Origin of the sequence: Lysinibacillus sp. NPDC047702, from assembly GCF_050272555.1 — a bacterium.
Taxonomy (GTDB): Bacteria; Bacillota; Bacilli; order Bacillales_A; family Planococcaceae; genus Lysinibacillus.
The window spans coordinates 21,811-38,006 of record NZ_JBNNMG010000006.1 but is presented as its reverse complement, the minus strand read 5'-3'; the positions used below and the strand labels follow the sequence as shown (position 1 = coordinate 38,006).

Annotated in this window: 12 protein-coding genes; 1 reads left to right on the top strand and 11 read right to left on the bottom strand. The window is 39.6% G+C overall.

Annotated features, from left to right (window positions below):
* Nucleotides 1-161: 161 nt before the first annotated feature.
* From glpX to ACQKIM_RS04790, 5 genes are all read right to left on the bottom strand, one after another.
* Nucleotides 162-1,121 carry a class II fructose-bisphosphatase gene (glpX, locus tag ACQKIM_RS04810; protein ID WP_427539868.1) on the bottom strand — a complete coding sequence of 320 codons (960 nt, stop codon included), beginning with the start codon at nt 1,119-1,121 and terminating at the stop codon, nt 162-164.
* Between the two features lie 95 nt (nt 1,122-1,216).
* A complete protein-coding gene (locus tag ACQKIM_RS04805; RefSeq protein WP_427539865.1) occupies nt 1,217-2,503 on the bottom strand; it encodes a UDP-N-acetylglucosamine 1-carboxyvinyltransferase in 1,287 nt (428 codons plus the stop codon).
* A 60-nt stretch (nt 2,504-2,563) separates the two neighbouring features.
* Complete coding sequence (fsa, locus tag ACQKIM_RS04800; protein ID WP_427539862.1) at nt 2,564-3,214, bottom strand: fructose-6-phosphate aldolase; 651 nt, start codon at nt 3,212-3,214, stop codon at nt 2,564-2,566.
* 203 nt (nt 3,215-3,417) lie between these two features.
* On the bottom strand, nt 3,418-4,272 hold the full coding sequence (locus tag ACQKIM_RS04795; RefSeq protein WP_427539859.1) for a class II fructose-bisphosphate aldolase: 855 nt from the start codon (nt 4,270-4,272) through the stop codon (nt 3,418-3,420).
* A gap of 636 nt (nt 4,273-4,908) precedes the next feature.
* Nucleotides 4,909-5,265, bottom strand: coding sequence for a response regulator (locus ACQKIM_RS04790; protein WP_427539856.1), 357 nt, complete (start codon nt 5,263-5,265; stop codon nt 4,909-4,911).
* Nucleotides 5,266-5,421: 156 nt separating this feature from the next.
* Between ACQKIM_RS04790 and ACQKIM_RS04785 the strand changes: the two genes are divergently transcribed.
* Nucleotides 5,422-5,952, top strand: a complete 531-nt coding sequence (locus tag ACQKIM_RS04785) for a DUF2529 family protein (protein WP_427539853.1) — start codon at nt 5,422-5,424, stop codon at nt 5,950-5,952.
* 65 nt (nt 5,953-6,017) lie between these two features.
* Here ACQKIM_RS04785 and ACQKIM_RS04780 read toward each other — a convergent pair whose 3' ends face one another.
* The 6 genes from ACQKIM_RS04780 to ACQKIM_RS04755 all read right to left on the bottom strand — a co-directional run bounded on the left by ACQKIM_RS04780 (nt 6,018) and on the right by ACQKIM_RS04755 (nt 16,133).
* Nucleotides 6,018-7,610: a CTP synthase gene (locus ACQKIM_RS04780; protein WP_427539850.1), complete on the bottom strand. Its 1,593-nt coding sequence runs from the start codon at nt 7,608-7,610 to the stop codon at nt 6,018-6,020.
* Between the two features lie 808 nt (nt 7,611-8,418).
* Nucleotides 8,419-8,955 (bottom strand): DNA-directed RNA polymerase subunit delta, encoded by a 537-nt coding sequence (gene rpoE / locus ACQKIM_RS04775; RefSeq protein ID WP_427539847.1) that lies wholly within the window; start codon nt 8,953-8,955, stop codon nt 8,419-8,421.
* Between the two features lie 456 nt (nt 8,956-9,411).
* Nucleotides 9,412-12,660: a fused isobutyryl-CoA mutase/GTPase IcmF gene (gene icmF, locus ACQKIM_RS04770; RefSeq protein ID WP_427539844.1), complete on the bottom strand. Its 3,249-nt coding sequence runs from the start codon at nt 12,658-12,660 to the stop codon at nt 9,412-9,414.
* Nucleotides 12,661-12,793: 133 nt separating this feature from the next.
* Nucleotides 12,794-13,429, bottom strand: a complete 636-nt coding sequence (locus tag ACQKIM_RS04765) for a TetR/AcrR family transcriptional regulator (RefSeq protein WP_054770255.1) — start codon at nt 13,427-13,429, stop codon at nt 12,794-12,796.
* Between the two features lie 3 nt (nt 13,430-13,432).
* Entirely contained in the window at nt 13,433-14,569 is a 1,137-nt protein-coding gene (locus ACQKIM_RS04760; protein WP_427539841.1) for an acyl-CoA dehydrogenase, read from the bottom strand.
* Between the two features lie 427 nt (nt 14,570-14,996).
* Complete coding sequence (locus tag ACQKIM_RS04755) at nt 14,997-16,133, bottom strand: acyl-CoA dehydrogenase (RefSeq protein WP_427539838.1); 1,137 nt, start codon at nt 16,131-16,133, stop codon at nt 14,997-14,999.
* Nucleotides 16,134-16,196 lie beyond the last annotated feature (63 nt).

Below are 16,196 nucleotides of genomic sequence, written 5' to 3'. Positions count from 1 at the left end.
CATAGCTATCAGCGTTCTTTTACTAAAATCAAAACTACGGATATTACTTCAAGTGCAAGACACTGAAGTATAACATAGCCTTATGAAACTAAGGGATGGTTTAAATTTAGAAGAAGGTACCTAGCGCAAAAGATGCACTAGGTATATTTTAGAAGATAATTTTATTTATAGCTAGGTTTTTTATCAAGTGCGTGACGACCTTCTACAAAACGCACAGTTCCTGATTTAGCTCGCATAACAACTGAATGCGTTAAAGCATAGGCTCCTTTATACTGAACACCCTTTAACAGCTCACAATCTGTTACTGCTGTTGCCGCAAAAATAGCATCGTCACCTTTAACTAGGTCATCTAAGTATAGCACTTTATCTACGTCAACACCCATATGTTTGCAACGCTCTAACTGTTCTTCGTCTTCTGGTACTAGCTTCGCTTGGAAGTCTCCACCTAGACATTTTAATGCAACAGCTGCAATAACACCCTCAGGGGCACCGCCTGTACCAAACATGATATCAATACCTGTCTCATCAAAAGCAGTATTAATTGCAGCCCCTACATCACCATCTTGAATAAATTTAATACGTGCACCCGCTTCTCGAATCTCGTCTACTATTGCTTGGTGGCGAGGTCGATCTAAAAGAGTAGCAACCACGTCTGAAATATCTTTATTTTTAGCTTTAGCTACTTGTAATAAATTATAAGTAACAGAAGCGTTAATATCAACTTTACCAGCTGATTCTGGTCCTACGGCAATTTTCTCCATATACATATCAGGTGCATTTAACAAATTACCTTTATCAGCAATGGCTAGTACTGTCATAGCACCATTTGTACCTTTAGCCACAATATTTGTACCTTCTAATGGATCAACCGCAATATCTACTTGAGGACCTCCATTACGTAAGCCAAGTTCCTCACCAATATAAAGCATTGGCGCTTCGTCCATTTCGCCTTCGCCTATTACTACTGTAGCATGCATTGGAATTGTATCGAACATGGCGCGCATCGCAGTCGTTGCTGCATCATCTGCCTCAATTTTCAAACCGCGACCCATCCATTTCCCGGATGCTATTGCTGCTGCCTCTGTTACTCGCACTACTTCCATCGATAAACTACGTTCCATGATTGTTTTGCCTCCCGTTATCGGCATAAATCTTTCGCCGAAACATTCAAATTATCTCTATTGTAACATATTTGGTTTAAAACTTTTAGCTCTCATTATTCCTTTGCCTCTGCTACACGTGCTACGATTGTTTCACGTCGAATATCAGCGCCTAAATCACGTAATTTTTCAATAAGTGAGCTATAACCACGTTCAATATGATAGATCTCTTGAATTTCTGTTTCACCTTCAGCTAAAAGACCCGCTAATACGAGCGCAGCACCTGCACGAAGATCTGTGGCAGTTACAGTTGAGCCATGTAATCTACTAGGACCTGTGATAATAGCTGTATTGCCCTCTACACGGGCATTGGCATTCATACGACGAAGTTCATCAATATGCTTAAATCGAGCTGTATAGATTGTATCTGTTACCTTTGAGGAGCCGAATGTCTGAGACATTAAAACAGCAAGTGGCTGCTGAATATCTGTTGGAAATCCGGGATACACTAATGTTTTTACATCAACTGCATGTAACGTATTGAGGTCAGTTTTAGGAACAAAGATACTTTCCTCTCCAATGTCAATCTTGACACCCATTTCACGTAGCTTGGCAATGATTGCCTCTAAATGCAATGGAATCACGTTGTCGATAGTAATGCCCTCACCAACAGCCGCGGCCATAATCATAAAAGTAGCCGCTTCAATTCGATCTGGAATAATTGTATGTTCCGTACCATGAAGCTCCTCAACACCATCAATCCGAATAACACTTGTACCTGCACCTTTAATATTGGCACCCATATTCGTTAGCAGTGTCGCCACATCAATTATCTCAGGTTCTTTAGCTGCATTTTCAATAACTGTACGCCCTTTTGCAAGGACAGCAGCCAACATAATATTTATCGTTGCACCTACACTTGCAACATCTAGATATATTTTTGCACCAACTAATTCATCTGCACGTAAATAGATAGCTCCATGCTCATTTGTAATCCTTGCTCCTAATGCCTCAAAGCCTTTTATATGTTGGTCTATTGGGCGTGGTCCTAAGAAGCAACCACCAGGTAAACCAATGACAGCTTTTTTAAAGCGTCCAAGCATAGCTCCCATCAGGTAATAAGAAGCACGAAGCTTTTTTACATTGCCATTTGGTAATGGAAGGGCAATCATATCAGTTGGATCAATGGTCATTTTACCATCCTCAAATGTAACTTCCCCACCAATTTCCTCTAATAAAGCCTTCAATGTCCATGCATCTGAAATTTCTGGTATCCCTCCAATTGTCACTGGAGAGTTCGCCAAAATTGATGCTGGAATTAAGGCGACTGCACTATTTTTTGCACCACTAACTTTAATTGTACCCTTTAGACGATTTTCGCCTGTAATTTTATAAACATCCATTTTGCGTTCTCCCTCATGATTGGAAAGTAATTTTTGCGATTGGCTCACTCTATAATCTTATTATTCGCCTTTTCTCTTATTCCAATCCGCTAAAAATCCTTCAATTCCTTTTTCCGTTAATGGATGGTGAAAAAGTTGCTTTAATACTTTATAAGGAGTAGTGGAAATATGTGCACCTGCAAGTGCTGCTGCTGTGACATGCTGAGGATGACGAACAGATGCAGCAATGATTTGCGTTTCGATATTATGAATAGTGAAAATATCAGCAATTGTTTCGATTAGTTCTACACCATTTTGTCCAATATCATCAAGGCGGCCGATGAATGGTGATACATATGTAGCACCTGCGCGAGCAGCCATTAATGCTTGATTTGCACTAAAAATTAATGTTACGTTCGTTTTAATACCTTTGTCAGCAAAATAGCGACATGCTTCTAATCCAGCAGGTGTCATTGGAAGCTTAACTGTAATATTTGGGGCAATAGCAGCCAATTCTAAGCCTTCTTTGATCATACCTTCTGCATCTAGTGCAATGACCTCCCCACTTACCGAGCCATCTACAAGCTCTGCAATTTCACGAAGTCGATCATGGAAAGAAACATTCTCTTCTTTAGCCACTAATGATGGATTTGTTGTAACTCCAGATAAAATCCCCCATGCATGTGCTTCTTTAATCTCTTCAAAGTTTGCTGTATCGATGAAAAATTTCATAATTATTTCCTCCTGATCACTGTTTAGGCTCGACATCAAAATGTAGTGATTTCTATAGTGTCTATTGTCATCGCGAGCCATATAATTGAATTTTTACCAAAAAACCATGATTTCAAAAACAAGAGAAGGTCGATAGTTGCATCAACACTTCTCTTATATTATGTGTATTTATCTATGTTTTTGTAACATATTAGATGCAAAAATTATGCTTTTTGTGCACTGCCGAATTCACGAATTTTCCCAATAACAGTTGCTTTAATCGCTTCACGAGCTGGCCCAAGGAATTTACGAGGGTCATAAACAACTTTATCGTTATCAAGAATTTCGCGGATTACTTTTGTTGCAGAAATTTGATTTTCAGTATTGACGTTAATTTTTGCTGTACCTAATGAAATGGAGCGTTGAATATCTTTTGTAGGGATACCTGTACCACCATGTAAAACTAATGGAAGATCAGCTAGCTTAGAGATTTCCTCCATTTCCTTGAAGCCTAAGTTTGGTTCACCTTTGTAAGGACCATGTACTGAACCAAGTGCTGGTGCTAGACAATCGATATCTGTTAACTCAACCATTTTACGGCACTCCTCTGGATCTGCATACATGATTCCGCCGATGACACCATCCTCATCACCACCTACTGTTCCAAGCTCAGCTTCAACAGAAACACCTTTTGAATGTGCATATTCAACCACTTTCGAAGTAATCTCAATATTTTCTTCAAATGGATGATGTGAAGCATCAATCATAACCGAAGTGAAACCAGCATCAATAGCTTCCTTACACTTTTCAAAGCTTGAACCATGATCAAGGTGGATTGCTACTGGAACTGTTGTACCGTAAGATTCCATTAACCCCTTTACCATGTGTACAACGGAGATAAATCCACCCATATATTTACCTGCGCCTTCAGAAACGCCTAGAATAACTGGAGATTTTTCTTCTTCTGCTGCTTGTAAAATTGCTTGAGTCCACTCAAGGTTGTTAATGTTGAATTGACCAACCGCATAACCTTCTGCTTTTGCTTTAATTAACATCTCTTTCATAGATACTAATGCCATACTAAAAATCCTCCTCTTAGGACTATTCTTTCTACATAAATATGCTATTTAATCATAGCAAAAATAACAGCCCCTGAAAAGCAGGGGCTGTTATTTTCTACGCGATAGCGCAGTGCAACGTAGCGACAGCGTCTGTTTTCTGCACGAAAGCGGAGGGCAACGTAGCGGCAGTGCCACCGCAGTGCAGTGCAACGTAACGAAGGTTCTCTCCCCTGAAAAGCAGGGGCTTTTATTTTCTGCACGAAAGCGGAGTGCAACGTAGTGGCAGTGCCACCGCAGTGTAGGGCAACGTAACGAAGGTTCTCTCCCCTGAAAAGCAGGGGCTTTTATTTTCTGCACGAAAGTGGAGTGCAACGTAGCGGCAGTGCCACCGCAGTGCAGTGCAACGTAACGAAGGTTCTCTCCCCTGTATAGCAGGGGCTGTTATTTTCTATCTGATAGCGCAGGGCAACGTAGCGACAGCGTCTGTTTTCTGCACGAAAGTGTAGTGCAATACAAAGATGGCTACTTTAATCTTCTCTATGCAAGCTATCTTTAATAGAGACAGTTGAAAATTAAATATTTTAGGAAGTAATGAGAATAAGAAACGCTAGAATATTACTACTAAAAACAGGCCGTGTTAACCACTGCCTGTTTTTAAGATTTTAATACTTTATTTACCTCGTCGCGTACTTCAAAAATATCAAAAGGTTTTGTGAAATATCGAATAGCTCCTAAATCTAATGCTTCCTGAACGACATCCAGTTCACCATAGGCAGTCATCATAAATACAGGAAGTTGTGGCCATTTCTCTTTTAAACACTTTAAAATTTCTATACCGTCCATCCCTGGTATTTTCATGTCTAATAGGACACAATCCATGTCCTCTTCTGCATATTTTAGTGCCTCCATGCCATTAGCAGCCAAATATGTAACATAACCTTCCTTTTTCAATACTTCATTCAAAAGCAAACGAATTCCTTGTTGATCATCGACAATTAGTAATCGTTTCACATTTCATTCCGCCCTTTTTGAGTTATTATTCTTGCACAAAAACTTCCCTTAGTATGTATTATTCTCCTTTATTATCTTAATACCTTCTAGTATTATAAATTATCTGCTTTTGATTTATAGCCTCTTCAAACATATAATATTGTTTGAGGTGGGATTATGTCAAAAATTCTTACAACACAACTAAGTGGATTATTACAAAGAATAATACAAAGTGAAGAGGACGCTATTGAAGAAACAGCTCGATTACTTGCGCAAGCCGGGATCGGAGAAGGCAATGTCTATCTCGCATGCTTTGGCGAAATGCAGGTGGTTGAATTAAATGCATGTCACGCTGTAGAACGTTTTACGAAGCTAGTACCATGGTCAAAGGATACTATGCTTACAGAAGCTGATCGAGTATGTATTTTTACCCGTAGTGCAGAAGATAAAGAGGCCATTGCTTTGGCACAACAACTAAATGATCAATTTATTCCATTTGCAGCAGTTGCTTGTGAAGTAGCAGACTCTCAAAACTCACTGGCAGATTTAGCCTATACGTATATTTCTACACGCGTACGAGGTGGTTTATTACCAAATGATTTAGGTGAGCGTATTGTAATTCCGCATGCTATTGCTGCCATTTTTATTTATGAAGCAGTTAAAATGGCTTATGATGAAATGCTTGGTCTGAATGACGAAGAATTATAAAGCAGCAGTTTTGAAATAGCCTTCAAAAAAAGAGTTGTCTCAGCATTTGAGACAACTCTTTTGCATTATTTAAATGTTGCACCTATAAAATCTCTGAACAATGGTTGTGGACGATTTGGACGTGATACAAATTCAGGATGGAATTGACAAGCTACAAAGAAATCATTATCTGGTAACTCGATTATTTCCACTAACTTACCATCAGGACTAGTACCCGCGAAAATAAGACCTGCTGCTTCCATAGCTTCACGGTACTCATTATTAAATTCATAACGGTGACGGTGACGTTCATAAACAAGCTCTTTTCCATAAGCATCCTTAGCTTTTGAGCCTTCTTTTAACTTACATGGGTATAAACCTAAACGCAATGTACCACCAATATCTACATTATCATTTTGATCTGGTAGGAAATCAATAATAGGATAATCTGTTTGTGCATCAAGCTCTGTAGAATGTGCTCCCTTTAAGCCAAGTACGTTACGAGCAAATTCCACTGTTGCCAGTTGCATACCTAAACAAATACCTAAGAACGGAACATTATTTTCACGAGCATATTGTGTCGCTAAAATTTTACCTTCCACACCACGATCACCAAAGCCACCAGGGACTAAAATAGCGTTCGCTCCTTTTAATAGTGAAGTAACATTGTCAGCATTAACATGCTCAGCATTAATCCAGTCAATATCAATATCAGAATTAAATGCATAGCCCGCGTGTTTTAATGCCTCTACTACAGAAATGTAAGCATCTTGTAGTTCAACATATTTCCCTACTAGCGCTACTTTACGTTTATTTGGTAAGCTTTTCACTTTCGTTACAAGCTCACGCCATTCCCCCATATCTGCCTCTGGTGCTTCGATACCAAAATGGTCAAGAACTATGTCATCGAAATCTTGTGCATGAAGATTTAATGGCACTTCATATAAATGCTCAGCATCACGAGATTCAATAATTTCATGTGGCTGTACATCACAGAATAAAGCCAATTTCTCTTTCATATCTTCAGGCACCTCTTGCTCTGTGCGCACAACTATAATGTTTGGTTGAATACCTAAAGAACGTAATTCTTTTACAGAATGTTGCGTTGGCTTTGTTTTTAGCTCACCTGCTGCTTTAATATAAGGAATAAGCGTACAATGAACGTACAAGACATTGTTATGACCTAAGTTAGTTTTCATTTGGCGAATTGCTTCAAGGAATGGTAATGACTCGATATCCCCTACTGTTCCACCTACTTCTGTAATAACAACATCGGCATTTGTTTCGCGTCCAGCACGTTGAATACGATCTTTGATTTCATTTGTAATATGAGGAATTACTTGTACTGTACCACCGTTGTAATCACCGCGGCGTTCTTTTTGTAAAACTGACTGATAAACACGACCTGATGTTACAGTAGAATGTTTGCCAAGGTTAATATCAATGAAACGTTCATAGTGACCTAAGTCAAGATCAGCCTCTGCGCCATCATCTGTTACGAAAACCTCACCATGTTGATAAGGGCTCATTGTACCTGGATCAATATTGATATAAGGGTCAAATTTTTGAATTGTTACTTCTAACCCGCGATTTTTTAATAAACGACCTAAAGATGCCGCTACAATCCCTTTTCCAAGCGATGACACAACCCCACCTGTTACAAAAATATACTTTGTCATGAAAAAATTCCTCCTTATGATGTTCTAAAAATTGTAAGTAAGAAAAGTGCATATACGCCGTGTTAACAACTAAATATTTTGACGTAAATGTCTCGACAAGGTTAAGAAATACTTATACCTAAAAATAAGAAAAGCCGAGAATGCCTACAAAAAAGTGTAGTCGATTCGAAGCTGTAATCGTTTCTATCTCTTTTCTACTTTCCTTTTAAAAATTGATTGCTCTAACATTTATTCAGTGTCACCGATTACTATACATCATGAAGTATTGGGAACATTTATATTCATGTCAGTAGTAATTTGGGAGTGTTTAACTGAATCAATTTCGCCTTGGCGTAATTGCGTCTGGATTTTGAATTGTGCCCGCACAATTCATTCCTTTGAAAATCCGTGACATCCGCCAGAAGCTTTGGGCCAACAGATGTTTTTTTGTGCGAAAGCGTAGTGCTAACGCAGCGGCAGCAACATGATGTTGGTCACTCAGTTGTTGCCACAGGACGTGGCGTTCTTAGACTGAGTTCCTCTATTTCAGTAGGTGTTTGGACACCCACTGAAAAGGAACCAATACCGCATTCATCTCACCACATGTAGAGGTGGGAGTCTTCTGTATCTGCCGCTATGCTTTCGATACAAAAATATTTGCTGAATGAAGATAAAATTAACAACAAAAAAACGCCCCTCCTGCATAGGTTAGCAGGGGGAGCGTATTACATACACGGTCTTTCTCCTTTTTTAAGGAGCCCAAGTAAAAGATTAAACGTAACCGAGATAGAAGTCAAGGATTTTTACTATGGGCATAAAAGATAGAAAATTAAATTTCTTCCTCTTCATCGTCGAATTCTTCTTCGTCATCTTCTTCGATAAAGTCCTCATCGATTTCTTCATCAATGTCCTCTATGTCTTCATCTTCAAAATCAATGTCTTCTTTCTCTTCGACTTCCTCAACATCTTCTTCTTCAACGAATTCCTCATAATCTTCATCAAAGTCGATGTCTTCTTCTTCTAAATCTTCATCTAAATCTTCATCGTCAAGGGAAGCTTTAGATTTTTTCTTGTGAGTTTTCACAGAAGGAGCTGTTTCTTCCTCAATTTGCTCAACTTTAAACCATTCTCGTAGACCCCAACCTGTCTCTTGATTGTATAAGAAGCGACCATCTACATTCAAATCTGTGTAAAATTGTAGTAGGCGTGCTTTGATTTCTTCATTACTATAGCCTACAAGCTCCTGAAGGATTGTTAGTAAGTCATTAAAAGACACTGAGGCACGTTTTTCATTTAAAATTACATAAGCTAAGTTAATTAACGATTCTTCCGCTAATTGTTCCTTTGTCATTTCACGAAAATTCAATTCGTGCACTTCCTTTCTCTCATCACAATGGACGTTTTTATTGCTTTATTTTCGGAGCGCAGCAAAAAAAGACCGCACAAAAGTAACTTTCCATATCATAAGCATAATACCCATTATATACAAAGTTTTATCCTCTTTGCTAGCTTCAATTACTGTTTTTTATACCACATATTTTTTTTATCCCGAGGTAAAACAAATATACAGATAGAATTAGTAAAGGAACAGCGCCAATTTGCTTATTATACAGGAAAATAACTCCTAACACTAAAGCTAAGATAATGATGTAGTGAAAAGCTGATTTCATCCTCTACTGCGCCTCCCCTTTTTTTACAGTTCTATTATAACGAAAATAAAAAAAAGTGCCTAATCCTAAGACTAGACACTTACAACTACAAAAGCATTTTGTATTAATATAGAATAAATGCTAATAAGTAAGAAGATATGCACATTTACAAATTACATATTACGACGATATTGTCCGCCTACCTCATATAAAGCCCTCGTAATTTGTCCTAAACTTGCTACTTTTACTGTTTCCATTAGCTCTGCAAAAATATTACCGTTGTTAACAGCCACTTCCTGTAAGCGTGTAATTGCTGCTTCTGATTCACTTTCGTGCTGCTTCCAGAATCCCTGTAAATTAAGGATTTGCGTCTCTTTTTCCTCTTTCGACGCACGAGCAATCTCCATATTATCTATATCCGCATCAGAAGGTGGATTCGGATTCAAATATGTGTTAACACCGATAATCGGTAGCTCACCAGAATGTTTCAACATTTCATAGTACATGGATTCCTCTTGAATTTTACCACGTTGATATTGTGTTTCCATTGCACCTAGCACGCCACCACGATCATTTATGCGATCAAACTCTTCTAGAACAGCTTCTTCTACAAGATCTGTTAGCTCTTCTACGATAAATGCCCCTTGTAATGGGTTTTCATTTTTCGCTAAACCATGCTCTTTTGTAATAATCATCTGAATAGCCATCGCACGGCGAACTGACTCTTCCGTAGGCGTTGTGATGGCCTCATCATAGGCATTTGTATGCAATGAATTACAGTTATCCTGTAATGCCATTAGTGCCTGTAACGTTGTACGAATATCATTAAAATCAATCTCCTGTGCATGCAAGCTACGTCCAGATGTTTGAATATGGTACTTTAATTTTTGTGCACGTTCATTAGCGTTATACTTATCACGCATTATCACTGCCCAAATGCGACGAGCAACACGTCCAATAACCGTGTACTCTGGATCAAGTCCATTCGAGAAGAAGAATGATAGGTTTGGTGCAAAATCATTAATATTCATACCACGACTTAAATAATACTCTACATACGTAAAGCCATTTGCCAATGTAAAGGCCAATTGCGAAATTGGATTTGCGCCAGCTTCAGCAATATGATATCCAGAAATTGATACTGAATAATAATTACGAACTTTATGGTCAATAAAGTATTGTTGAATATCTCCCATCATACGTAAGGCAAACTCTGTTGAGAAAATACATGTATTTTGCCCTTGATCTTCTTTTAAAATATCCGCTTGCACGGTTCCACGCACAACCTGTAATGTTTGCTCTCGTGTCTCTGTAAATTCTTCAACTGTCAAAGGTCGACTAAGTTCTTTCTCACGTAGTTTTACTTGTTGATCAATAGCCGTATTCATAAACATTGCTAAAATAATTGGTGCTGGACCGTTAATTGTCATGGATACTGATGTTGACGGAGCACATAAATCAAAGCCCGCATAGAGCTTTTTCATATCCTCTAACGTACATATAGAGACACCTGATTCCCCAACCTTACCATAAATATCTGGTCGATAATCTGGATCTTCACCATAGAGTGTTACCGAATCAAATGCTGTAGATAAACGTTTTGCATCATCGTCCTTCGATAGATAATGGAATCGTTTATTTGTTCGTTCTGGTGTTCCCTCACCCGCGAATTGTCGCTTCGGATCTTCCCCTTCACGTTTAAATTGGAATACCCCTGCTGTATATGGGAATTCACCAGGTACATTTTCTTTATAAACCCAGCGTAGAATTTCACCATAGTCCTCAAATTTCGGCAATGCAACCTTTGGAATTTTTGTTCCAGAAAGACTTGTCGTCTTTAAAATTGTTCGAATTTCCTTATCCCGAACCTTTGTGACAAATTCATCTCCTGCATATGCTTCCTTTAATGCCTGCCAATTATCTAAAATACGTTTGGATTCTGCTGTTAGTTCATCTCTGACACCTTCTGCTAAAGAAGTAAGAGATGCGACAAGTGCATCATCAGGAGCCTTTTCTTTCACCGCAGCAATTGCACCCTCTAGCTGGAATAGCTGACGTGCAAATGCTACCTGCTGCTCTGATTTTTTATGATAGCCACGCACTGTATCTGTAATTTCTCTTAAATAATAGCGACGGTCATTCGGAATAATGACATCCTGCTTTTGCGTTTTCGCAAATTGCTCATACCCTGTTTCCCAATTGTAGCCTGTCTTTTCATTAATAATGTTAACAAGTGCAGCAAATAAAGCATTCGTACCTTTATCATTGAATTGGCTAGCAATCGTACCATAAATTGGCATTGTATCTAGTGATTCATGCCAAAGCTCTCGAGAACGTTGATATTGCTTCTGTACCTGACGTAGCGCATCCTCAGAGCCCTTACGCTCAAACTTATTGATAGCGATAACATCCGCAAAATCAATCATATCAATTTTCTCAAGCTGTGTTGGAGCACCAAACTCGCTCGTCATCACATACATGGATAGGTCCGTATATTTTGTAATTTCAGCATCCCCTTGACCGATACCGCTTGTTTCTACAATGATTAAATCATAGCCAGCAACACGAGCGACATCTAGCACATCTCCAATTGAAGCGGAAAGCTCCGTACGGGATCCACGAGTTGCTAAACTACGCATATATACTCGATTGTTAAAGATCGCATTCATACGTATTCGGTCACCTAGCAATGCGCCACCTGTTTTTTGCTTAGTTGGATCGACTGAAAGAATTGCTACACGTTTATCTGGGAATTCTTTTAAAAATCGACGAATTAACTCATCTGTCAGGGACGATTTCCCAGCACCACCAGTACCAGTAATACCTAAAACAGGTGTCCCTTTCGTGCGCTTACGAGCCTCTTCTATCATTTTTTTCGTTTCATCATCATTATTCGACTCAGCAGCAGTGATCAAATTCGCTAAAATTTCTGGTGTCTCTGTCGTTAACATTTCTAGCTTATCTAGATAACTACCTGTTGCTGTAGGGAAATCAGTGCCTTTAATTTGTTCATTGATCATCCCTTGCAAACCTAAAACACGTCCATCCTCTGGCGAGAAGATCCCTGAAATCCCATAAGCATGTAGCTCCTTAATTTCACGTGGCAAAATAACACCGCCACCGCCACCATAAATTTTTATATGTGGGGCACTTTTTTCACGCAGTAAATCATACATATATTTAAAGTATTCCATATGGCCGCCTTGATAGGATGAGATGGCAACACCTTGCGCATCTTCTTGAATCGCAGCATTCACGACTTCTTCTACAGAGCGATTATGTCCTAAATGAATAACCTCTACCCCGCTAGATTGCAAAATACGTCGCATAATGTTGACCGAAGCATCATGCCCATCAAATAGACTCGATGCTGTAACAAAACGTACGTGATTTTTTGGACGATATACTTCTACCTTTGTCATATGAAATCCCTACTTTCTCCCCTTAATCAATTACACCTTTGTGTTATAGGCACCCCAGACTGGAGCTACCTTATGCAGTTCATAAAAAAAGTCGGTAATTGCAATGTCGCTCTATGCAATTACCGACAACCCCTTAGCAGAACCCCTTTATACCTGAAATAAACAATGTTATTTGCATGTCAATAAATTCATCAATCGAATGCTGTCGATGTAGCGCCCATTTTCGGAACGCCCAGCTTTGTCCTGAGACAACTAAATTATTGGCTGCCAAGTGGATTTGCTTATCGGTCATTGTTATTTCACCTGACTGCACACATCGCTTTAGTAATCGTTCAAACGTGGCAACCATTTCAAACTCCTTACTAAATACATAGCGCTGCGCTTCTTTTGATAAAGATTTTGTTTCTTGATACATGATTGTCAGCTCATCAACCATGTGATCAATTTGCAAGAAATACTCTCGAATCATCTCTTTTAATTCTTCTATCGTCCCTGCTTTTATCTCATAACTTGAAAGTCGCTCCATAGCGTGATGATAAATACTATCACATACTAGGTAAAGAACATCCTCTTTAGTTCGGATATACTCATATAAAGTACCGATACTAAAGCCAGCAGCTTTTGCGATTTCTCTCGTCGTGGCACGATGAAAACCTTTTTCTTTAAATAACTTGATGGCTCCTTGTATCATTTGTTCCCGACGAATGGCGATGAGATTTTCATCTTTAACTGTTGACTGTACCTGAGGCCTTTTCTCTTTTTCTGTCATATATTATTTTGTTAGCATACGCGAGATAACAAGACGTTGAATCTCTTGCGTGCCTTCATAGATTTGTGTAATTTTAGCATCACGCATAAAGCGCTCAACTGGATAATCTTTCGTATAACCATAGCCGCCAAAAATTTGAACCGCCTCAGTCGTTACATTCATCGCCGTATCGCCAGCCATTAATTTCGCCATTGCAGATGCTTTACCATATGGTAGACTATTTGATTCTAACCAAGCCGCTTGGTATGTAAGCAGTCGAGATGCTTCAATTTGAGTAGCCATATCTGCTAATTTGAAAGACACACCTTGATTAGCTGTAATTGGTTTACCAAATTGCACACGCTCTTTTGCATACTCAACCGCTGCATCCAATGCTCCCTGTGCAATTCCTACAGCCTGAGCCGCAATACCATTACGTCCACCATCAAGTGTTGTCATTGCCACTTTAAAGCCTTCTCCCTCAGCCCCAAGCAAATTTTCTTTTGGAACACGACAGTTATCAAAAATAATTTCAGTTGTAGGAGATGAACGAATCCCCAACTTTTTCTCCTTTTTCCCTACTGAGAAGCCTTCAAATCCAGCTTCAACGATAAAAGCGGATGTGCTATTCTTAGCTTCTGGATCTGTTACAGCAAATACAACATATGTATCTGCTACTCCACCATTTGTAATGAAAATTTTCGAACCGTTTAATATATAGTCATCACCATCACGTTTTGCATAGGTATTCATGCCACCAGCATCTGATCCTGACCCTGGCTCTGTTAGTCCGTATGCCCCAATATGTTTACCTTCTGCCATTGGACGAAGATATTTTTGTTTTTGTTCTTCATTACCAAATTTAAAAATTGGCCAACCTGCCAGTGATGTATGAGCTGATAACGTTACCCCTGTTGAAGCGCAGACACGTGATAATTCTTCTACAGCAATAACATACGCAAGATAATCAAAGCCTGCCCCACCATATTCCTCTGGCCATGGAATGCCTGTTAAACCAAGCTCCGCCATTTTGTCAAAAATTGCGCGATCAAACTCTTCGTTCTCGTCACGCTCTGCTGCTGTAGGTGCCACTTCATTAATAGCAAAATCACGAATCATTTCGCGTAATTGTTCATGCTCTTCTGTTAATTGAAAGTTCATTGTCCATTTCCCCTTTTTAGTTAGACTCCAATGCTAAACTATTTATTTCTAGGTGATTACGCTTCTTTGATGATTGCTCTTTTTACTTAGTGCATTCTATTTTCGATTTTGAATCTCGGTGCGACATGGATTTAATTTATTGGGCTGAGCAGTTTTCGGGTTCACCTGAGCAGTTTCTCTGGCTACCCGAGCAGTTCTTCGCCCCACCTGAGCAGTTTCCTTGGCTACCCGAGCAGTTCTTTGCCCCACCTGAGCAGTTTCCTTGGACACCCGAGCGATTCCATAACCCACCTGAGCAATTTTCTTAGCTACCCGAGCGATTCCATGGCTCACCTGAGCAGTTTCCCTGGCTACCCGAGCAGTTCTTCGCCCCACCTGAGGGATTTCCCACCTTATCTGAGCAATATCCACTATGCAACATAGGATTTTATTTCAGTAAATGCTTACTAATAACTAAACGTTGAATTTCACTTGTACCTTCATAAATTTCGGTTACCTTTGCATCGCGGAAATATCGTTCTACAGGGTAATCTTCAGTGTAGCCATAGCCGCCGAAAATTTGGACAGCCTCTATTGCGGTTTGGACAGCTGTGCGTGATGCAAATAGTTTCGCCATGGACGCTTCTGCTCCACACGGTAAACCTTTGGCACGTAAATCAGCAGCTTGATAGACTAATAATTTTGCTGATTCTACAGCAGTGGCCATATCCGCCAGCTTAAAGCCAACTCCTTGCTGTGCAACAATTGGTTTACCAAATTGAACGCGCTCTTTTGCATATGCGGTAGCTGCTTCAAGAGCCGCTTCTGCAATCCCTAAAGCCTGTGCTGCAATTCCAATCCTTCCAACATCTAAATTAGCCATTGCAATTTTAAAGCCTTCTCCCTCTTTCCCAAGAAGGTTTTCGGCTGGTACACGGCAATTATCGAATGTGAGCTGAACTGTACGTGAGCCATGTAAGCCCATTTTATGTTCGTCTTTACCGATAATTAAGCCTGGTGTTCCCTTTTCAACTATAAACGCTGAAATGCCGCGTGTTTTTTCAGCAGGATTCGTCGATGCGAATACAATATACACATCAGCCTCTCCACCATTTGTAATAAATACTTTGGAGCCATTAATGACATATTCTTCGCCATCTCTCACTGCCTTTGATTGTAACGAGCCAGCATCCGAGCCAGCACTTGGTTCTGTTAAACAAAATGCTCCTAAATATTCACCTGTCGCAAGCTTTGGAACAAAGCGTTTCTTTTGCTCTTCATTGCCAAAATAAATAATTGGATTGGTGCCTACCGAAGTATGAACGGATAATATAACGCCCATTACTGCACTCACCTTCGATAGTTCGTTAATAGCAATTATGTACGATGTAAAATCCATCGCAGCTCCGCCCAACTCTTCGGGCGTTGTGATCCCCATCAATCCAAGTTCACCCATTTGTGCAAGAAGCTCACGTGGAAACTCCCCTGCTTCCATACGCTCTACCCATGGTTCAATTTTTTCCTGTGCAAAATCGCGAACCATATCTCGCATCATTATTTGTTCATCCGTAAACTGTAAATGCATCTATATTGTCACCCCTCTAAGTTGTCCCGCAGCATTACATTTTCTTGAAATTGTCCCATCCCC